Source organism: Lysinibacillus telephonicus, from assembly GCF_003966145.1.
In the GTDB taxonomy this organism is placed as follows: Bacteria; Bacillota; Bacilli; order Bacillales_A; family Planococcaceae; genus Ureibacillus; species Ureibacillus telephonicus.
This window is the reverse complement of the sequence record NZ_RXNR01000070.1, coordinates 1-20,097: the sequence shown is the minus strand read 5'-3', so window position 1 is coordinate 20,097 and position 20,097 is coordinate 1. Positions and strand designations below refer to the sequence as shown.

Here is a 20,097-nt window from a genome sequence, read left to right as displayed (position 1 = left end):
ATTCCGTCTCTATATCTAGTTGAATATGCATACTAACACCTCAGTATTAGTATGAAATGAAGGAGCATTTTTGTACATATTTATTCAAGCGAGAGTGTACATATTTAAATTAGCATTTATATAGAGAGAAAAAAGGATCCCTCTTATAAAAAGGAAATTGCCCCTCAATTTGAGTACAATCAATTCATTCGTGACTTTTTCGCTGACCCGAAAAATCAAGGGAAAAATCGGCAAGAAGCAATTGAAGCATGGAAAAAAATAAAGAAACTTCCCGGAAGCAATAAATACATCCCTAAAAATTTTCCGTTAGATTCATTTTAAATTGTCAAATATAAATTCATTTAGATTTCAGATTTGGCTCGATCATTCCTTTTATTAAACGTTTAAGAGGTGCAAACTACAAAATACTTGGCGGAAATCATTCAATTCATTACATACATTTTTTATTGAACAGTAAGACAGGAAAGCATAAAGATGACGAATAAAGTTATTTTTGAAGGAAATGAAAGCTCCCCAAAAGAATATTCTATAACAGGTAAATTATAGATTTTTGGAGGTGCTTAAATGAAACCTATTGTCGGACTTACGATGACTAAAAGTGACAAGAAGTATAGCTTGAATGCACCATATGTTCAATCAATACTAGATGCTGGAGGTGTCCCTTTATGTATTCCGTTTGGTGTAGAAAAAGATGTAGATCAACTTATAAGTACACTTGATGGTTTGCTATTAACTGGTGGGGTAGATATTCATCCTCATTTTTTTAATGAAGAGCCTCATCTTAATCTCGGTGAAGTAAGTTTACGGAGAGATCAAGTTGAAATAGCCCTTGCCAAAGCTGCATTGAAAAAGAAGCTTCCAATATTTGCGATATGCAGGGGAATACAGCTTTTAAACATTGTATTAGGTGGGGGGCTTTATCAAGATATTAATACACAATTCGAAAAAGAGCCGCTTCTTCATAATCAAAAAGCGGAACGTCATGAAGCATCTCATTTTGTAACGATAAATTCTGAAAGTCTGTTATATAAAATAATTGGAAACGATAAGATTGCTGTAAATTCTCTTCATCATCAAGCCATAAAAGATGTTCCGCATGTTTTGTTAATAACAGCTAAGGCAAGTGATGGAATAGTAGAAGCTGTGGAGTTAAAAGATTATCCGTTTTGTATTGCTGTACAGTGGCATCCAGAAGAGATGGCAGTTGCTGGCGATAAACATTCAAAGGCATTGTTTGCTGAGTTTATACAGGCTTGCACCAAGTATAAAATTTAACTCATGTGAGGGTTCATATATTTAAAGTTAAGAAGACATAAATATTGTTCATTCAAAAAAAGGTTGTCCCAAAAGTCAGATTAGACTTGCGAGACAGCCTTTTTTAGTGGAATTGACGATATAATCCTACTACTTTTCCTAAAATAGTTACTTGGTTTAGTAAAATCGGATCCATGCTGGAGTTTTCTGGTTGTAGGCGAAAATGCGTTTTTTCTTTAAAGAATCGTTTTACTGTAGCTTCATCATCTTCAGTCATGGCAACTACAATATCTCCATTATTCGCAGTAGATGTTTGTTTTACCACCACGTAATCTCCATCAAGAATGCCAGCTTCTATCATCGATTCACCCATAACTTCAAGCATAAAAAGTTTATCTTCACCGACGCCATATGTATCAGGCAGAGGGAAATATTCTTCAATGTTTTCAATTGCAGTAATTGGCAGTCCGGCTGTAACCTTCCCTACAAGTGGAACATGTACAACAGATTGCTTTTGAACAGTTTCCCCTTCATTATCTAAAATTTCAATTGCACGTGGTTTTGTAGGGTCGCGGCGAATTAAACCTTTGCTTTCTAATCGTGCTAAATGACCGTGAACCGTTGAACTAGAAGCAAGACCAACAGCTTCTCCAATCTCACGAACAGATGGCGGGTAACCTTTCGTTCGAACCTCTTCTTTTATGAATGCTAAAATATCTTCTTGCCTTTTTGATATTTTTTTCAACCTTCTCACCTCTTTAAGTGAATATGTATCTCTATTAATTACATATAGTATATCAGTATGCGAACAGAAATGCAAACATAGGTTCGTTCAAAGTGTTGACAAAAACAAATGTTCGTATTAAAGTAAGAACATAAATTCCGAACAAACATTCGAAAAAGGAGTAATAGACATGAATTGGTTACAAAAAAACAGTTATATTGTGGTTTTATTTACGGTTTTTATGATGATGGCAGGCTTCCTATTCATAACAGATAATGGTGATACAACATACGAACAATATGAAATCCAACATGGCGATACCCTTTGGACATTAGCGGAACAGTTTCGTGGTAAAATGACAATTGAAGAGTGGATTAAATCCGTAAAGGCTGAAAACGGCTTAAATAATGAAATAATCGTAGCTGGGCACCAAATAGCAATTCCAGTCAACGAAAATAGTAATTTTATTGCAAAAAAAATAGAGGATGAAGAGGTTCATCCTATTGAGGTAGCGGTTAAAAATAATGACAAGTAACAAGACAGCAGTTATTTATACACGAGTAAGTACAGAAAAAAATACTCAAGAGACTTCACTAGTTAGACAAGAAGAAGAATTATTACATTATGCAGAAAAAATGAATTATCAAGTGTTGAAAACGTTTCAAGATCAACAGAGCGGCTATGAAGTTGAACGAGAAGGTTTGCTTGAAATGATGGATTTTATTAAAGAAAATCATGTAAAAGCGTTATTTGTGCAGGATGAAACACGTTTAGGACGTGGTAATGCACGAATGGCTATTTTACATCTTCTTCAAAAAAGTGGGACAACTATATTTTCTTTAAACTCCGCAGGTCCAATTACATTAAATGAGATGGATACAATGCTTCTTGAAATTTTAGCAATTGTTGAAGAATATCAAAGGAAGATTCATAATGCGAAAATTAAAAGAGGTATGCTTCGCGCGATTGAGAATGGATATAGGCCTGAACTAAACATAAAAAATCGGCACAACCACGATGGCCGTGAACGAATTGATGTACCGATTGAAGAAATTGTGAAGCTCCGTCAAAAGGGACTTACCTTTCAAGAGATTGCTTCAACTTTAAGAGGTTTAGGATTCGAAGTTAGTAAAGCAACAGTACATCGCAGATATACTGAATATATTGAGGATGGAGAAAATTAAATATTATTCTTCTGTTTTTAATTTTATTTATTGATGCAGGAGTATTCGCATAGAGTCAAACTAAAATAGCAAATAATAAAATTGATGGCATTTTATTATTTGCTATCTATTATTTTAGAATATACTCAATCAAATGTTACTACAGTACGACCTACATTGCTGCAGCTGTGGTTATGGAAACTATCTATTGCAATGTTAATATCATCTAGTTTAATAGTTTTTAAAATCAGCTCATCAAGCTTCAATTTTCCATCTAAATATAGTTGTGCAATTACAGGGAAGTCTTTCAATGGCTGAATATCGCCATAGAAGCTACCTTTAATTGTTTTGCCTACACGATGAAAACCACCTGCTGGTAGATTTAATGTTTGATTTGGATTGAAGGCACCAACAATTACTATTGTGCCTCCTTTACGCGTACTATGCCATGCGGTTTCAGTAGCACGCGTGTTTCCAGTACAATCTATTGAATAATGGACACCCAAACCATTTGTTAAACCTTTAATTTGTTCAAAGGAGTCAGGTATAGATGTATTAACAGTATGTGTTGCACCAAATTGCTTAGCTAATTCTAAGTTGCTCTCTTTAATATCACAAGCAATGATTTTACTTGCACCAGCAATTTTAGCACCTTGGATTGCATTGATACCAACACCACCTATACCAAAAACTGCAACAGTTGAACCGGGCGTTACACCAGCAGCTTTTACAGCAGCCCCATAACCGGTAGCAACACCACAGCCGATAAGTGCAGCCTGCGCCATAGGCATACCATCAGGAAGTTTAACACAAGACATCTCAGGTACAACCGCATATTCAGCAAATGTTGATAGTAATGAATTATGATAAATGGTCTCTCCATTAATATGAAGGCGAGAAGTACCATCTAATAATGTTCCATCAAACATTGGGCCAAATGCAGATTCACACAAATTGACAGTTCCATCCAAGCAGAACTCACAAACACCACAATACGGCACCCAGCTTAGTGCAACTTTGTCTCCAACTTTTACTGTCTTAACCGAAGAACCAACTGCAACTACAATCCCAGCACCTTCGTGTCCTAAAATTGTTGGGGTAGGGGTAGTTGGGTCTTCTATAGCATTTAAATCACTGTGGCAAACGCCTGTTGCACCGATCTTCACAAGTACTTCGTTTTCTTTTGGATTTAGTAAATGTACTTCTTTTATTTCTAATGGTTTGTTTGTTTCCATTAATACAGCAGCTCTCATTATTGCACCTCTTCTATTTAGTATGCGAACCATATAGCTCGTTTTGAAACAAATGAATTTAATGAATGAATTGCATATTCTTTTCCCCAGCCACTTTGCTTAATACCACCGAAAGGACTTGCCATATCGTAGCATCCATAACGATTGACAAATACCATACCAGCTTTTAATTGATTTGCAACTCGATGAGCACGTGACGGGTCTCCCGTCCACAAACCGGCACCTAGTCCATATATAGTATCATTTGCCATCTCAATAACTTCTTCTTCTGTTTTGAAAGGAATCACACATAATACAGGACCAAAAATCTCTTCTTGTGCTACTGTCATTTTATTGTGTACATTTGCAATAATTGTTGGTTTTATAAAATAGCCGTTTGCATTAGTACCTTCTAAATCACGTTCACCACCGGCAACAATTGATGCACCCTCAACACGGGCACTTTCAATGTACTCTAAAATAGATTCCATATGAGCTTTTGTACATTGTGCACCTTGATCACTGTTCGGATCGAATGGGTCTCCACATTTGTAGTTTCGTGCCCGTTCAGATATTTTTTCTACAACATAATCATAGATGGTCTCTTGCACAAAAAGTCTTGTAGGAGAAGAGCATTTTTCACCTTTGTGAGTGAATAATGCAATAAATGAACGCTCTATAGCTGCGTCTAAATCTTTATAATCATCAAAAATAATATTTGGTGATTTGCCGCCAAGTTCAAGTGTGACAGGTTTTAAATTGCTATCGGCTGAATCACGTAATAATTGCTTTCCAATTTTTGTGGAGCCAGTAAAAGAAAGTTTATCAATGTCAGGGTGTTTACTAATCCAAGAGCCAACCTTACTATCTCCGACTAATAAATTAATAGTTCCTGGCGGCAAAACATTATTGTCATCTAAAATTTCAAAGAAACGTATAGCAGAAAATGAAGTTGCATTAGCTGGCTTTAGTAACACTGTATTGGCCATTGCTAAAGCAGGTGCCATTTTTAGAGCTGCCATTTGTAATGGGAAATTAAATGGAACGATTTGACCACATACACCTATTGGGTCTGCAGTAGTTACGCTTAAAAAATTGCCTTCAACTGGGTTGTTTTCTGTATAAAATTTATCAGTCCAACCTGCATAATATTCGAATAGTTCGATGCACTCCGTCATGTCTTCCCAAGATTCTGTATAAAGTTTTCCATTATCCAAGGATTCTAACGTTGCTAACTCTGCTTGATGTTTCTTAATTAAAGCACCGATTGATTGTAAAATTTTAGCACGATTTTTTCGAGTGACTTTCTTCCAATCGTCGCTTTCAAGTGCTTTTCGTGCAGCAGCTACCGCATCATTTACTAGCTTCTCTGTTGCAATTTCATAATTTCCATTAATTTCGCCCGTTGCAGGATTGATAGAATCGATTAATTCATTTGTACCAGTTTTTACCCATTCACCATTTACATAAGAGCACTTAATTTCCTTAAGCCATTCTTTAGCCCATTCTAATTTTGGCTGTTCAATTCCGTTAAATTGTGCAGTTGTCATTAATATCACCTCAAATTAGATTCATTAACTTTATTTCTTCAAAACTATGTTTCTTTAATAATTCATTCACTTTTGTGTAGCCAATCTTTTGTTTTAAACGTGATAGGTAGGGGATAGGTGAGCTTGCCAACTCAGAGCAACGCTGTTCATTTATTTCAATCCCTGCAATACATTTATTACGGAAAAGCTCTGTGACATTGGTTATTAAATTAATTTGGTCAAGTATGTTAAATACAGCAAAGCTTTCAAATACATTTAAATTTAATTCTGCGTGTTCAAGTGCACCACAAACTGATCGGTGAATTCCCAAAACTTGTAGAGAGCATTGAATAACTGTTTCGGGAATAACAGGATTTATCTTTCCAGGAAAGAATGAAGAGCCGTTTTGAACAGCTGGTAGCTTTATTTCATTAAATCCACCATAAGGTCCGGAAGATAAAATACGTAGATCTTTGGCAATTTTTAAATAGGCATTACTTAGCTGTGCTAATTGATTGGAGACATCTATAAATAAATCAATGTTTTGTGCACAATCAATTAAGTTTGGATTTTTTTCTAGAGGAAGCTTAATCTCATCCTTTAAAATTCCTACTATATTTTTTTTGTAATAATCCGATGCCCCATTTCCAGTACCCACTACAGTTCCACCTAAATTAATTAAAAGTAATGGTTGGATGGATGCTTCTATGGAAACTGCTCTCCGTTTTAACAATTCAATATAGGCGCTAAAAAAATCATAAAAACGAATAGGGAGCGCGTCTTGTAAACAAGTGCGAGACATTGTTTCAACATCTGAATACTCGTTTGATTTCGCACTAAAGGCTTCAATCAATAGATGAACTTGTGAAATTAATTGTTTAGCTAAAATGAAAATAGTAATTCTACTTGTCGTACTACAAACATCAGCAGTTGATTGGGATAGATTAACATCTTCAATCGGATGAACTTTAAATGTGGAATGTTGAAGTTTCTGATTTGCAAGTGATGTTAATACTTCATTCACATTCATATTAATTCCGATTCCGCCTCCGCCATGAAATACATCAACTGGAAAGTGTTCCAAAAAATCACCTGCTTGAATTTTTTTACATGCATATTCAATGGCGTTGAACTTGTCATCAGAAATTAATTTTTCATAATTATTGGCTTTTGCAGCAGCTAACTTTACTGATGCAATTGTTTTAAGGTATTCAGGGTAATTTGATAACGGCTTATTAGAAAAAGACATATTTTGTAATGTACGGACCGTCTGAATACCATAAAGTAATTTTTCATCAATTTCTATTTGTCCAAAGGAATCACTTTCAATTCTAATCAACAAACCACCCCTTTGTTCATATTATGAACATTTAATTCACTATGTGAACTTAAGAGCATTATAATTGCAGCTTCTTAAAATTGTCAATACTTCAATTATTTTATGTTATATTAGTTTTATGATGGCGAATGAAGGAAAAACAACAACAGTACAATCAGTCGAACGTGCACTGGATTTGTTAGAGCTTGTAGCAAATAGTGAACAATCAATTTCAATTATGGAGTTGATGGAAAAAACGGGGTTAAACCGAACAACGATTTGGAGAATATTAGGTACTTTAGAAAAAAGGGGATATATTGAGAAAGATGAAGTAACAAAAAATTATCAAAGAGGAGTGAAACTTTACCAATTAGTGAGGGGTAATGATAGCTATAGTTATTTAGTAAAAGTTATACAACCTTATATGGAGGAAATTAGTAAGAAATACAATGAAACTGTCATTTTAAGCGTATTTCAAAATAAAAAAATGTATAACATTTGCCAGGTGGATCCTGAGCAAACGGTTCGTTTAATGAACTATACAAATACTTTTTCACCGTTACATTGTTCTTCTAATGGTAAATTGCAGCTTAGTTATTTTACTGAGGAAGAACTGGAATCTTATTTAATGTATCCTCTTGAAGAATTCTCTTCTTTCACTATTACTAATAGACAAGCACTGAAGAAACAATTAAAAGAAATAAGTCAGCAAAAATATAGTCTTTCCATTGGAGAATATGATGAGAGCGAGAACGCTATTTCTATAGCAATTGAGGCAAATAATAATCCAATCGCTTTTATAACACTTGGAGGACCTGCTTTTCGAATTTCGGAGAAAGATTTACGTGAAGCTGCCCCGCAACTGTTGGAGGTGGCAAAAGAAATCTCAAGTAAATTAATTTAAGTAAAGAGCTAACCAAAAAGGGAAAGTTTTGGTTAGCTCTTTTACTATTTATAAAAGTAATCTACTACTAAAGTTGGCAGTCTCTTTTGACAGAAGAATACTCCAAGTGAACAACCTACTTTTTACATTCGGTACACTTTTCTAAATTCTGAAGGAGAGATATTCATTATTTTTTTAAATTTACGACTTAAGTAAAAACCATTTTGAAAGCCACATTTTTCCGCAATTACATCTAAATTATCTGTAGTTTCAATTAGTAAAGTTCTTACAAGCCGCAAACGCACCATTGTTAAGTAATCAATAGGATTAACACCTACTTGTTTCATAAAGCGGCGAGTTAGTTGAGAAGAGTTAATTCGATGCTTTTCAGCTAACTCTTGGAAGCTTATTTTATCTTCAAAATTATTATTTATATATGTGATGATATCTACAATAACCTCATCTTTAATTTGTGGCTCTTCTTCTAATATAAATAATTCATTTTCTATTAATAATTGAATTGAAATATCGTAAATTAGGTGAGCTTTAACTTGTTTACTATATTCATCCTCTGAAAATGAAAGTTTAGCAAAAAAATTATAGGTTGATTTTAATCTTTCAAGATTTTGTAGAGTATTTACTCCAACTCGGAAATAATTTTTCATATCACTATCAGCACTAGCCTGAAAAAAGTGGAATTTCAAAGGGCTAACAGCTCTACGGAATAGTGGATACTGGGGAGGGCAAACGATAATATCCCCAAATTTAGCAATACCAGTGGTGTCAAGATATTTATACTCCATTTCACCTTCTTCAATACAAAAAAATGACCAATGAGGGTATGTATCATGCGATAATTGAAATTCCTCGATTGGATTCCAATAAGAGTGTTGATGAATGGAAAAGCTATTTTTCTTTAATAATTCATCTATCAAAATTTTCACTCCTTTGCAAAAAAGTATATGTTTTTGGAAAAAACGTGTATTCATTAATCATTAATAATTGTATAGAATGTAAAAAAATATTGAAAGCGCTTTTTTGGAGGAGATAGGATTGAAGATTACTGGAATTGAAGTAAAACATTATTTATTACCTTTAGATCCACCATTTAAAGCTGCGTGGGATCCGCAGCCAAGGAAGAAATTTGCATCTACAGTTGTATATGTCCACACTGACTCAGGAATTACAGGAATAGGCTCTGGAGACTTAATGATGGGGCTAAGTGGTCATGAACATTTATTTATTGGACAAGATCCATTTAATATCGAGCGTCATAACCAAGTTATTTCAAATATTGATTTCCATTATGGACGTTGTTGGCCATTAGATTTAGCACTTTGGGATTTAATGGGGAAAGCTACAAATCAACCTGTATATAAGCTTCTAGGTGCAAAAAATGAGAAAATACTTGCTTATGCTTCTACTGGTGAAATTGTTACTCCGGAAGTAAGAGCAGAACGAGCATTACAGTTTATTGAGCAAGGCTTTAAAGCTATGAAAATTCGTTTCCACCATACCGACGTAAGAGATGATATTAAAGTGGTCGAAGAAGTACGAAAAGCAGTAGGAGATAAACTAGAAATTATGGTAGATGCCAACCAAGGATGGAAAATGCCATGGGATACAGAACGTACTTGGGATTTAAAAAAAGCGACTTCAGTAGCACGTGAGCTGGAGAAGTTGGATGTATTTTGGTTAGAAGAACCATTAGCTTGTCATGAATTTAAAAATATGGCAAAACTGCGAGATAAGGTTGAAATTCGTATAGCTGGCGGTGAAATGAACCGCAACTGGTATGACTTCCGAGAAATGAATCGCAACAACTCTTTAGACGTTTACCAGCCAGATGTAGCATTAACAGGTGGGATTACAGGGGTTAAAAAAATAGCTGAGTTGGTACAGGGTCAGGGGGCTTGGTTCAGTCCACACACTTGGACTAATGGGATTGGAGTTTTAGGGAATCTTCATTTAGCGCTGGGGGTAAGTAATTGCCCATATTTAGAATTCCCATACGATCCTCCAGCGTGGTCAAATGAGCGTCGTGATTTCGTGCAAGTAGATAAATTAATGATAGATTCCGACGGTTATCTGCAAGCATCTCAAAAACCGGGATTAGGATTTGAACTTGATCAGCAAGCACTTGAAAAATACGAAATAAAACACTTTTATGTAGGTGAAACAGTTTAGGGGGGAACACAATGGAGAGATGTACTGCTTTTATTAATGGTGAATTTTTAAAAAATGAAACAAATTCATGGATGGATGTTGTTTACCCGGGAACAAATGAGGTTGTTGCACAAGTTCAAAGCTGTACAGCGGAGGATGTCGATAAAGCGGTTGAATGCGCGGCAAAAGCATTTAAAAAGTGGAAAAATACCCCGGCATTTCAACGTGAAAATTATGTAAAAGAGTTTGTAGCATTGTTGCGTTTAGATGAGAATTATAAAACCATTGGCAAATTTATTAACTTGGAAATGGGAAAACCTATTAGTGCTGCAAACTCAGAAGCATTTTATAGTGCTGATTTAGCTGAATACCAATCGCAATGGGCTCGTCGGATAGAAGGGGAAGTTATTACTAGTGATTCAACAACAGAACGTATTTTAATTGAAAGAGAGCCGTTGGGGGTAATTGGTGTAATTGTTCCATGGAACTTTCCAATCTATGTTTTAATACGCAAGGTTATCCCAGCGTTAATAGCAGGAAATACAGTAGTAATTAAGCCAAGTATAAAATCACCTATATCAGCTTTAAAGTTAGCAGAACTGTTTCAAAAAGCTGGTTTTCCAGAAGGGGTTGTAAATGTCGTAGTTGGTGCTGATGAAATAGTTGGAGAGGCATTAACTTCAGCAAATATACAAATGGTAACATTTACAGGCTCAACGAAAGTTGGGCAGCAAATTATGAAAAAATGCGCGGCTAATATGATTCGTGTATCTCTTGAATTAGGTGGGAAGGCACCAGCTATTGTTATGGAAGATGCAGACATTGATTTGGCAGTTTCCGCAATAAAAGGTGGCCGTTTATCAAATTCTGGTCAAGTATGTAGTAATACTGAGCGCGTTTATGTGCATGAGTCGATTAAAGAAGAGTTCGTATCGAAGCTATTAGCAGCATTTGAAGAAGTAAAAGTTGGCGACGGACGTACTAATCCCGATATTGAAGTTGGTTGCCTTGTGTCCTCGGCGGATGCAGCGCGAGTAGACAAAATGGTAAAAGAAGCTGTAGGAGAAGGAGCCGAAATTTTATGTGGCGGGCGCATTTTATCTGAACTTGGTGATAGCTTTTATGCACCAACTATTTTAGTCAACTGTCATCAGAAAATGAACGTTGTACAACAAGAAGTATTTGGTCCGGTACTTCCAATTCTATCATTTTCAACAATTGACGAAGCAGTTGAATTGGCAAATGACTCAGAGTATGGACTTACCTCAAATATTTATACGACATCTTATAAATCAGTAATGAAATTAACAAAGGAATTAAATTTCGGTGAAGTATATGTGAATCGTCAACAAGGAGAAGCTTATCAAGGTTACCATGCTGGATGGAAAAAATCCGGTATTGGAGGAGATGACGGAAAACATGGCTTTGAAGAATTTTTACAATATAAAACGGTGTACTTAAGTTTTTAACAAGAAATTATTGCCACAAGGGGGATATCAAATGACTGCTTCACTTAGTTACTACTCTAGAACAAAAATATTATTTGGTGAAGGTGTATATCTAAATCTACCAAGTGAAATTGAAAAACTAATAGGCAAAGAAAAGGTCCTAATAGTAACCGACCAAGGGGTTAAAATGGTTGGAATATTAGACAAAATTGAAAACGTTTTAACTGAGAAGGGGTATACAGTTGATACATATGTAGATGTAAAACCTGACCCTTCAATTATACAAATCGATGAAGTAGCAAACATAATTCGTGAAAACAATATTAAATGTGTCATCGGATTAGGTGGAGGTTCAGCGATGGATGTTGCGAAAATGGCAACACTTGTTTCAGGTGATATTCATAACACAATGCACTATGCATTGATGGAAAATCCATTTAAAACAAGTGAAGTAGTAAATATCGCTATCCCTACAACTTCTGGTACAGGTGCAGAGGTAACTAGTACCGTTGTATTTTCAGACACAGAAGGACGAAAAGTTTGGGGATGGGATGAAAATATGGCGCCAACACTTGCCATACTAGATCCTACATTTACCGTTAATCTTCCAATTCATTTAACAGTAGCAACAACTCTTGATGCATTAATTCATGCAATGGAAGCAGTAAGTGGTCGCCGTTCAAATCCAATAATTGAAGCATTAAGCTACCAATCTATTCGTTTAATTAATGAGAATTTCGAGAAAGTACTTTCCAATCCGCATGATTTGGAGGCTCGTGGTAATTTATCTCTTGGCGCAACTTTGGCAGGCCTTGCCATTGAACAAGGGGGAACTGGTCTGGCACACTGTATTGGCCATGCATTAGGAACTTTAGAGAAGATTCCACATGGAAGAGCAGTAGCAATTTCATTATATAAAACGATAGATTGGCTAGTAATAAATGCGTCAGAAAGCTATAAAACAGTGGCACAAGCGATGGATATAGAATGGAATGCTGAAGCACCTTTAAAAATTGCAGCGCGGTACAAACAATTAGTTAGTGTTGGTCAGCTTGATTTGTTAGTGGGAGAAGGAAAAGTTGGTGAACAACAAATAAATCATTTTGTACAAATAATGCAAGATCAAGAAAATCAACCAATGCTGCAAAATAGTTGTGCAGTTCCAACAATAGAAGACCTAAATCGATTTGCTAAAAGTATTTTTAATTAATATTTCTTACAAAGGGGACTAAGAAATGAAAAAAATTAATTTACGTCATGGAGTGTTTTGGCCGCCATTTATTTTACTACTCGTTGCGGGCTTATTTAGTTTGTTATATCCAGATTTGTTTCTTGAAAAGGTAAATATTGCGAATAATTGGCTATTAGATAATGTTGGATGGTTGTTTAGTTTGAGTGGTCTACTTATGCTGGTTGTTGTCATTGCAGTTTACTTCTCGCCTTTAGGAAGATATCGAATTGGTGGTAAAGATGCAAAGCCAATGCTAAGCATGAAAAATTGGTTAGCTATTACATTATGTACTACTATTGCAGCAGGTGTGACATTTTGGGGAATTGTTGAACCTATATATCACCTAGTAACTCCTCCGGAATCATTAGGTCTAGAAGCAAATAGTGCTGAAGCAGCTATTTTCTCCATGTCTACAATGTATTTGCATTGGACAGTTACACCATATGCAATATATTGTGTGCCAGCATTAATGTTTGCTTTTGCATTTTATAATATGAGAAAAAGTTTTAGTTTAAGTTCGACGTTGGCACCGCTTTTAGGAAAACGTACTGATGGGAAATTTAGTTCATTTATTGATGGTATTTCACTTTATACATTAGCATTAGGTATGGCATCGGCAATGGGGACTGCTGTACTGAATCTGGCTGGCGGTGTCCACTATTTAACAGGTTGGGAAAGTAATACAGTAATGTGGGCGATTATAGCAGCTATAACTATGATTACTTTTACTATTTCTGCTTCAACTGGTTTAATGAAGGGTATTCGAATATTATCTAATATTAATATGAATGTCTACATTATTATCGTACTTTTCATCTTTATTACAGGTCCAATGACATTCATCGTTAATTTAGGTACAGAATCTTTTGGTCATTATTTAACAAACTTTTTTGAAAAAAGTTTGTTTACTGGGGCTGCTGCAGGTGATATGTGGCCAAAATGGTGGACTGTATTTTACTGGGCAAACTGGTTTGCATGGGCGGCTATAACAGCAATGTTCTTAGGTCGTATTGGTTATGGGTATACAGTTCGTACTTTTATAGCAGTAAACTTCGTGTTCCCTTCTATATTTGGTGCACTCTGGATGACAATTTTCGGAGGTACCGCAATCCATAAACAACTTACTGATGGTACATTAGGAGATATTTTAAATAATTTTGGTGCAGAATCAGTATTGTATGCTGTACTGGCAGATGTTCCGTTGTCAATGATTGTAATTCCTTTCTATTTATTTATTGTTTTTATCTCTTTCGTTACTGCATCGGACTCAAATATTTCGGCTATGGGCGGTATTAGTTCACACGGTATTTCCCCTGAGAGTCAGGAAGCTCATATTATAATTAAAGTAATGTGGGGTACGGCTGTAGGTATCATTGCATGGGTAATGTTAAGTTTTGCAAAAATAGATGGAATAAAGATTCTTTCAAATTTAGGTGGAATACCAGCCTTAATTTTATGTTTGGCAATTGTCGGTTCATTATTAAAGGTTGCATACAACCCTGCAAAATATGATGTAACTGAACAAGTAAAGAGGGAAGAAAGCTATAAAGATACAGTTCTTCAACGGGAAGTTAATAATAACCTAGAAAACGAGAAGGATTTAGTAGAGTCGAATAATAACTAAAGTATAAGAAGTAAGGGTGACCCAAAAATAGATTGGGTCACCCTGTTAATATTTTAATTGAGGTAAGGGATTACATTATTAATGACAACTTGTTCGCCTGCATGTACCCATTTATTTTTATTTATAATTTCCCCATCTTTATCGATTGGATTTTGAAATTGACTGAATCCTGTTGCGTCCAATAATGAGCTTTCGTCAAAATCTAACCCACAATTGAAAACATGCTTAATGACATATGGAGTTTGAAAACTTATATGAGCCTTCGCGGAATCGAGCATACCATCAATAACAACAAATGGAAGGCGTAAATAAATTGTTTCACAGTCTTCCTTATAAAGAATAGTATCGAAAAAGCCGTGATCATACTCCCAATAGCTTCCAAGACAAAAACCATATTTTTTAATTTTATTTTGAAGGAAACCAAATTGTGCTTGTTTTCCTTCTATATTTGTTTCTAGTTTTAACATAATTCGTCTCCTTTTTTCTATTATTTTTAACAAGAGCACAAGGAACAATACATATAGAGGAAACATACAGAAATAATTTGAAGATAATAAAGTAATGTTATTGGATTATTTTTTTAAACTTCTTTCCTATATATGCTGCAGAGTGGTTCAGTAAGTTTATAATTTAATATTAATAATCCTTACTAAGTTAAATCACTTGCGCTTCACCTCTTTTTTTCATACCTTTTAAGTATTGATATTTTCATTCAGGACGTTTTAGGTCTGGAATGGGATTGAAGAAAGGTGAGTATTACAAATGTTATCAAAAGAAAAAATTGCGCGAATCAATGAGCTTTCAAAAAGAGCAAAAGAGGGAACATTAACTGAAGCAGAAGCAAAAGAACGTACAGTTCTTCGTAAGGAGTATTTAGATTCATTCCGTTCTTCATTCCGAAATACAATAGAAAATGTACAAATTTTTGATGCTGCAGGTAATGAGGTCACTCCTGAAAAGATTAAAAAAATACAAAAAAATAAATTAAATTAATTTTAAACGGAGAATAATATAGCACAATTGTAAAAAGCATGACATATTACTGAAAATGTCTATAAATAGGATTGTTTTCTGTCATAAACTTGTCTAAACTGGATAAGAACAATAAATAGAACGAGAAAGGATGTCAAATAATGGCACAAAAAGCGGATCTATTAGCAATTAATGCAATCCGAACATTATCTATTGATGCAATCGAAAAAGCAAATTCGGGTCATCCCGGTTTACCAATGGGTGCAGCTCCAATGGCATATACATTGTGGACGAAACAACTACGCCACAATCCGCAAAATCCAAAATGGTATAACCGCGACCGTTTTGTTCTTTCTGCAGGACATGGTTCGATGTTATTATATAGCCTTCTACATTTAGGAGGATACGGTTTAGATATGGAAGAAATTAAAAACTTCCGTCAATGGGGCTCTAAAACTCCTGGGCACCCAGAATATGGACACACTGTTGGAGTTGAAGCAACAACAGGACCACTTGGCCAAGGGATTGCAATGTCAGTAGGTATGGCAATGGCTGAACGTCATTTAGCTGCTACATATAACAAACCCGGACATGACATAGTTGACCACTATACTTTTGCACTTTGCGGAGATGGCGATTTAATGGAAGGTGTTGCAGCAGAAGCAATTTCATTAGCTGGTCATCTAAAACTTGAAAAATTAATCGTGTTGTACGATTCAAACGATATTTCATTAGATGGCGATTTGGCAAAATCATTTTCTGAAAACGTTCAAAAACGTTTTGAATCATACGGCTGGAACTATCTGCATGTTGCTGATGGTACAGATGTTGATGCAATTAATACTGCTATCGAACAAGCAAAACAAAGCGAAGACAAACCAACATTAATTGAAATTAAAACGGTTATCGGTTTTGGTTCTCCAAATAAGTCAGGAAAATCGGATGTACATGGTGCTCCTCTAGGTACTGACGAAGCAGTATTAACTAAAGCAGCATATGGTTGGGAACATGAGCCATTTAAGGTGCCACAAGAAGTTTATGAAATTTTCAATGAAGCTGCTCAAAAGCAAGGTGCACAGCCTGAAGCAGAGTGGAATGCAAAATTTGAATCTTATAAAGCTGAATTCCCTGAATTAGCAGAGCAATTTATAAAAGCAATGAATAATGAACTGCCTGCTGATTTTGATGCAGAAGTACCTGTTTATGAAGCAGGAAAATCTGTTGCGACTCGTTCATCTTCAGGAGATGTAATTAATGCATTAGCAAAAAAAGTTCCATCATTCTTTGGGGGCAGTGCTGACCTAGCTGGTTCGAATAAAACGACAATTAAAGGTGCAGGTGATTTCTTCGCGGATACACCAGAAGGCCGCAATATTTGGTTTGGTGTTCGTGAATTCGCAATGGGTGCTGCTTTAAATGGTATGGCGTTGCATGGAGGATTGAACGTATTCGGTGGTACATTCTTCGTATTCTCCGACTACGTACGACCAGCAGTTCGCTTATCTGCATTAATGGGATTACCAGTTACTTATGTGTTTACACATGATTCTATAGCAGTTGGGGAAGACGGCCCTACTCATGAACCAATTGAGCATTTAGCTTCACTAAGAGCGATGCCAAATCTATCTGTGATTCGTCCAGCAGATGCAAATGAATCAGCAGAAGCATGGAAGTTGGCAATTTCGTCTAAAAATGTGCCGACTGCTCTTGTTCTTTCACGTCAAAACTTGCCGGTCCTTGCAAATACTGCTGAACTTGCAAAAGATGGCGTTGCAAAAGGTGCATACGTTGTTTCTTCTGCTACAAAACAAATTCCAGATGCAATCATTATCGCAACTGGTTCAGAGGTTTCTTTAGCTATTGAAGCACAAAGTAAATTATTAGCTGAAGGAATTGATGTTTTAGTTGTTTCAATGCCATCTATGGACCGTTTCGAACAACAATCAGATGAATATAAAGAGTCTGTCCTGCCTAAAGCTGTGACAAAACGTTTAGCAATTGAAATGGGCTCATCATTCGGCTGGCATAAATATACTGGTTTTGAAGGCGACATCCTTGCAATCGACCAATTCGGCGCAAGTGCTCCTGGTGAAATTATCATGGAGAAATATGGCTTTACAGTAGACAATGTCGTTGCGAAAGTAAAAGCTCTTTAAATAAGTAATAAAAACTGATCCAAAATGTAATGTTTTGGGTCAGTTTTTTTATTATGAAAAAAGTGATGGAATATCACCCCAAATAGAGGAATACCATTCTCTATAACTCATATTCATAATTAATGAGAGGGGGAAAAGAGTGACGACGAATAAAGTAAGAATAAAAGAAGTAGGACCTCGAGATGGATTGCAAAATGAAAAAAACTATATTTCAACAACTGATAAAATCGCCTTTATTGAAAAATTATCAGAAACGGGTCTTGATTATATCGAGGTTACTTCATTTGTCCACCCGAAATGGATACCGCAATTAGCAGATGCGGTGGATGTTTTATGTAATTTAAAACGCCGAAAAGAAATTACCTACGCAGCTTTAGTTCCTAACATAAAGGGACTTGAACGGGCGTTACAAGTTCATATCGATGAGGTTAGCATCTTTATGTCAGCATCAGAAGGGCATAATCTATCAAATATTAATAAAACTATCTCAGATACATTTCCTGTGTTAAAGGAAGTAGTAGAAGAAGCGAGGCTAAATAACTTAGCAGTTCGAGGATACGTATCAACAGTAATTGGATGTCCATACGATGGTCCTGTAAAACCAGAACAAGTATTATACGTCGTGGACCATTTAATTGATATGGGAGTAAAAGAAATCTCACTCGGCGATACCATTGGTGTAGGGGTGCCGACAGATATTGAAAGGTTGCTAGAAGTATTGCTAAAAAAATATCCACCATATCTTTTTGCCATGCATTTCCATGATACGTATGGAACAGCAATTGCAAATATAGTGAAATCACTGGAGATGGGAATCCTGACTTTTGATAGCTCAATAGGTGGACTAGGTGGTTGTCCATATGCAAAAGGTGCATCAGGAAATGTAGCAACCGAGGATGTTCATTATCTTTTTACAAAAATGGGAAAACAAACAGGATTAAATGCTAAAAAGCTGCTAGAAGCTGCTTATTTTATAGAAAGTAAATTAGGAAAAACTTTAAATACGAAACAATTGGCGATATCAAGAAGTGAGGTGAATCATTAATGGAGCATGTTTGGATGCAAAAACATAGTGATCATATTGCAATCTTAACGTTAAATCGGCCTCAAGCGTTAAATGCATTGTCTACTGATTTATTAAAGGAAGTTAACTTTTATTTAGATGAAATAAAGCGTGACTCAGAAATTCGGGTAGTCATCTTAACAGCGGTAGGCGATAAAGCATTTTGTGTTGGAGCTGATTTGAAAGAGAGGAGGCTAGTGCCGGAAGATCAAGTCCTTCATTCAGTACAATTTATCGGTCAAACTATTTCAAATGTGGAGGCACTTCCGCAACCTGTCATTGCTGCAATGAATGGAGTAGCCTTTGGGGGAGGTCTTGAGCTTGCATTAGCTTGTGATATTCGGGTAGCTTCTGAACAAATTTCCGTTGGGCTAACTGAAACATCGCTTGCAATCATACCAGGTGCTGGGGGAACACAACGTTTAACAAGATTAATAGGGATTAGTAAAGCAAAAGAGTTAATTTATACAGCTCGGCGTATTAATGCGGAGACTGCAAAAGAATTAGGTATACTGGACCATGTGGTTGCAAAAGAAAATTTATTAAATACAGCAATCGATTTAGCAAGGGAAATAGCTAAAAATGGTCCGTTAGCATTAATTCAAGCAAAAAAAGCAATTAATCAAGGAATTGAAGTTCCATTGCAAACGGGATTGCAGATTGAGTTACTCGCTTACAATGCACTTATCCCAACAAAAGATAGAATAGAAGGGTTGCAAGCATTTACAGAAAAGCGCTCTCCGAGATATCAAGGTAAGTAAAAATGGAGTATTAAAATTTTTCTAAGTATAGATGACAAATAATTCCCTCAATAGTTAGGCATTAGCTAAACAATTGAGGGTGTTTTTTATCGCCTTAAACACTCCATTTTAAAGAAAAGTACTGCTACTTATATATAAGCAGTAAATCAAAACTTCCTAATTCTGTTGATTATAAGAAAAGTAAGACTGAGTACGATTGGTATTTAATACTATTTTTCATAGCTGCTGATACTGGTATATTGTTATAGAAACAGCACTTTGGCTATTTAAATTAAATTACTATAGAGCAGGAAAAAGGGGAAGAAGCTAAATTTACTGTTCGAATTCAATTACATTATTCAGGGTCTTATTATAAAAACGTGGAGTTTTAATTTAAAATTAGTAATCATGTGTATACCTCGAAATCTGTTTAAATAGGTTATTTAAAATGAATTTAATTTCACTATATAAATTCACTAGTGTTGCATTAATTTAAATTCACTATTAAAAATACTCAAAATGTTCAATATTATTATTTTATGCAAAGAAAAAGTCCTTTATAATGGATTAGTCAGGTGGTAACCCGTCCAAATC

At 35.4% G+C, this 20,097-nt stretch carries 18 protein-coding genes and 1 pseudogene; 13 read left to right on the top strand and 6 right to left on the bottom strand.

Going from position 1 to position 20,097, the window contains the following annotated elements; translation table 11 throughout:
- Positions 1–123: 123 nt before the first annotated feature.
- Together EKG35_RS21350 and EKG35_RS17260 are read left to right on the top strand one after the other, a co-directional pair.
- Positions 124–321 (top strand): annotated as a pseudogene (locus EKG35_RS21350) (DUF6434 domain-containing protein); the annotation flags it as partial.
- Positions 322–564: 243 nt separating this feature from the next.
- Complete coding sequence (locus tag EKG35_RS17260) at positions 565–1,275, top strand: gamma-glutamyl-gamma-aminobutyrate hydrolase family protein (RefSeq protein WP_126295785.1); 711 nt, start codon at positions 565–567, stop codon at positions 1,273–1,275.
- A 103-nt stretch (positions 1,276–1,378) separates the two neighbouring features.
- Here EKG35_RS17260 and lexA read toward each other — a convergent pair whose 3' ends face one another.
- Positions 1,379–1,999: a transcriptional repressor LexA gene (gene lexA, locus EKG35_RS17255; RefSeq protein WP_126295784.1), complete on the bottom strand. Its 621-nt coding sequence runs from the start codon at positions 1,997–1,999 to the stop codon at positions 1,379–1,381.
- A 169-nt stretch (positions 2,000–2,168) separates the two neighbouring features.
- Here lexA and yneA point away from each other — a divergent pair, with 169 nt between their 5' ends.
- Positions 2,169–2,513 (top strand): cell division suppressor protein YneA, encoded by a 345-nt coding sequence (gene yneA, locus EKG35_RS21345; protein WP_246020458.1) that lies wholly within the window; start codon positions 2,169–2,171, stop codon positions 2,511–2,513.
- Positions 2,503–3,162: a YneB family resolvase-like protein gene (locus EKG35_RS17245; RefSeq protein ID WP_126295783.1), complete on the top strand. Its 660-nt coding sequence runs from the start codon at positions 2,503–2,505 to the stop codon at positions 3,160–3,162. The genes yneA and EKG35_RS17245 overlap by 11 nt, the downstream gene beginning before the upstream one ends.
- 125 nt (positions 3,163–3,287) lie before the next feature.
- Here the strand turns inward: EKG35_RS17245 and EKG35_RS17240 are convergent, their stop codons facing one another.
- Genes EKG35_RS17240 through EKG35_RS17230 form a run of 3 tightly spaced genes read right to left on the bottom strand, consistent with a single transcriptional unit; the run spans position 3,288 to position 7,241 of the window.
- Entirely contained in the window at positions 3,288–4,394 is a 1,107-nt protein-coding gene (locus EKG35_RS17240; protein WP_246020456.1) for a Zn-dependent alcohol dehydrogenase, read from the bottom strand.
- 17 nt (positions 4,395–4,411) lie between these two features.
- Complete coding sequence (locus EKG35_RS17235; protein WP_126295781.1) at positions 4,412–5,923, bottom strand: aldehyde dehydrogenase family protein; 1,512 nt, start codon at positions 5,921–5,923, stop codon at positions 4,412–4,414.
- Between the two features lie 10 nt (positions 5,924–5,933).
- Entirely contained in the window at positions 5,934–7,241 is a 1,308-nt protein-coding gene (locus EKG35_RS17230; RefSeq protein ID WP_246020454.1) for a lyase family protein, read from the bottom strand.
- Between the two features lie 64 nt (positions 7,242–7,305).
- Here EKG35_RS17230 and EKG35_RS17225 point away from each other — a divergent pair, with 64 nt between their 5' ends.
- The gene (locus EKG35_RS17225; protein ID WP_126295779.1) at positions 7,306–8,124 is read left to right on the top strand and encodes an IclR family transcriptional regulator; all 819 of its coding nucleotides are present in this window, start codon (positions 7,306–7,308) and stop codon (positions 8,122–8,124) included.
- Between the two features lie 122 nt (positions 8,125–8,246).
- Here the strand turns inward: EKG35_RS17225 and EKG35_RS17220 are convergent, their stop codons facing one another.
- Complete coding sequence (locus EKG35_RS17220; protein ID WP_185807805.1) at positions 8,247–9,038, bottom strand: helix-turn-helix domain-containing protein; 792 nt, start codon at positions 9,036–9,038, stop codon at positions 8,247–8,249.
- A gap of 118 nt (positions 9,039–9,156) precedes the next feature.
- On the opposite strand from EKG35_RS17220, the gene EKG35_RS17215 reads away from it, so the two are divergent.
- Genes EKG35_RS17215 through EKG35_RS17200 form a run of 4 tightly spaced genes read left to right on the top strand, consistent with a single transcriptional unit; the run spans position 9,157 to position 14,572 of the window.
- A complete protein-coding gene (locus tag EKG35_RS17215; protein WP_126295777.1) occupies positions 9,157–10,290 on the top strand; it encodes a mandelate racemase/muconate lactonizing enzyme family protein in 1,134 nt (377 codons plus the stop codon).
- 11 nt (positions 10,291–10,301) lie between these two features.
- Complete coding sequence (gene aldA, locus EKG35_RS17210; protein WP_126295776.1) at positions 10,302–11,738, top strand: aldehyde dehydrogenase; 1,437 nt, start codon at positions 10,302–10,304, stop codon at positions 11,736–11,738.
- Positions 11,739–11,769: 31 nt separating this feature from the next.
- Positions 11,770–12,927, top strand: a complete 1,158-nt coding sequence (locus EKG35_RS17205) for an iron-containing alcohol dehydrogenase (protein WP_126295775.1) — start codon at positions 11,770–11,772, stop codon at positions 12,925–12,927.
- A gap of 25 nt (positions 12,928–12,952) precedes the next feature.
- Positions 12,953–14,572, top strand: a complete 1,620-nt coding sequence (locus EKG35_RS17200) for a BCCT family transporter (RefSeq protein WP_126295774.1) — start codon at positions 12,953–12,955, stop codon at positions 14,570–14,572.
- A 53-nt stretch (positions 14,573–14,625) separates the two neighbouring features.
- Here EKG35_RS17200 and EKG35_RS17195 read toward each other — a convergent pair whose 3' ends face one another.
- Entirely contained in the window at positions 14,626–15,039 is a 414-nt protein-coding gene (locus EKG35_RS17195) for a YugN family protein (protein WP_126295773.1), read from the bottom strand.
- A 295-nt stretch (positions 15,040–15,334) separates the two neighbouring features.
- Here EKG35_RS17195 and EKG35_RS17190 point away from each other — a divergent pair, with 295 nt between their 5' ends.
- The 4 genes from EKG35_RS17190 (at position 15,335) to EKG35_RS17175 (ending at position 19,524) form a co-directional block, all read left to right on the top strand.
- The gene (locus EKG35_RS17190) at positions 15,335–15,565 is read left to right on the top strand and encodes a DUF896 domain-containing protein (protein WP_126295772.1); all 231 of its coding nucleotides are present in this window, start codon (positions 15,335–15,337) and stop codon (positions 15,563–15,565) included.
- A gap of 140 nt (positions 15,566–15,705) precedes the next feature.
- Positions 15,706–17,700 carry a transketolase gene (tkt, locus tag EKG35_RS17185; protein ID WP_126295771.1) on the top strand — a complete coding sequence of 665 codons (1,995 nt, stop codon included), beginning with the start codon at positions 15,706–15,708 and terminating at the stop codon, positions 17,698–17,700.
- Between the two features lie 139 nt (positions 17,701–17,839).
- Positions 17,840–18,745: a hydroxymethylglutaryl-CoA lyase gene (locus EKG35_RS17180; RefSeq protein ID WP_126295770.1), complete on the top strand. Its 906-nt coding sequence runs from the start codon at positions 17,840–17,842 to the stop codon at positions 18,743–18,745.
- Positions 18,745–19,524, top strand: coding sequence for an enoyl-CoA hydratase (locus tag EKG35_RS17175; RefSeq protein WP_126295769.1), 780 nt, complete (start codon positions 18,745–18,747; stop codon positions 19,522–19,524). The genes EKG35_RS17180 and EKG35_RS17175 overlap by 1 nt, the downstream gene beginning before the upstream one ends.
- Positions 19,525–20,097 lie beyond the last annotated feature (573 nt).

What these genes read in the sequence shown, in the direction of transcription:
- EKG35_RS17235 (WP_126295781.1), bottom strand. Translation starts at nt 5,923, where the DNA reads ATGACAACTGCACAATTTAACGGAATTGAACAGCCAAAATTAGAATGG.
- tkt (WP_126295771.1), top strand. Translation starts at nt 15,706, where the DNA reads ATGGCACAAAAAGCGGATCTATTAGCAATTAATGCAATCCGAACATTA.
- EKG35_RS17205 (WP_126295775.1), top strand. Translation starts at nt 11,770, where the DNA reads ATGACTGCTTCACTTAGTTACTACTCTAGAACAAAAATATTATTTGGT.
- EKG35_RS17260 (WP_126295785.1), top strand. Translation starts at nt 565, where the DNA reads ATGAAACCTATTGTCGGACTTACGATGACTAAAAGTGACAAGAAGTAT.
- EKG35_RS17200 (WP_126295774.1), top strand. Translation starts at nt 12,953, where the DNA reads ATGAAAAAAATTAATTTACGTCATGGAGTGTTTTGGCCGCCATTTATT.
- aldA (WP_126295776.1), top strand. Translation starts at nt 10,302, where the DNA reads ATGGAGAGATGTACTGCTTTTATTAATGGTGAATTTTTAAAAAATGAA.
- EKG35_RS17195 (WP_126295773.1), bottom strand. Translation starts at nt 15,039, where the DNA reads ATGTTAAAACTAGAAACAAATATAGAAGGAAAACAAGCACAATTTGGT.
- yneA (WP_246020458.1), top strand. Translation starts at nt 2,169, where the DNA reads ATGAATTGGTTACAAAAAAACAGTTATATTGTGGTTTTATTTACGGTT.
- EKG35_RS17240 (WP_246020456.1), bottom strand. Translation starts at nt 4,394, where the DNA reads ATGAGAGCTGCTGTATTAATGGAAACAAACAAACCATTAGAAATAAAA.
- EKG35_RS17245 (WP_126295783.1), top strand. Translation starts at nt 2,503, where the DNA reads ATGACAAGTAACAAGACAGCAGTTATTTATACACGAGTAAGTACAGAA.
- EKG35_RS17190 (WP_126295772.1), top strand. Translation starts at nt 15,335, where the DNA reads ATGTTATCAAAAGAAAAAATTGCGCGAATCAATGAGCTTTCAAAAAGA.
- EKG35_RS17175 (WP_126295769.1), top strand. Translation starts at nt 18,745, where the DNA reads ATGGAGCATGTTTGGATGCAAAAACATAGTGATCATATTGCAATCTTA.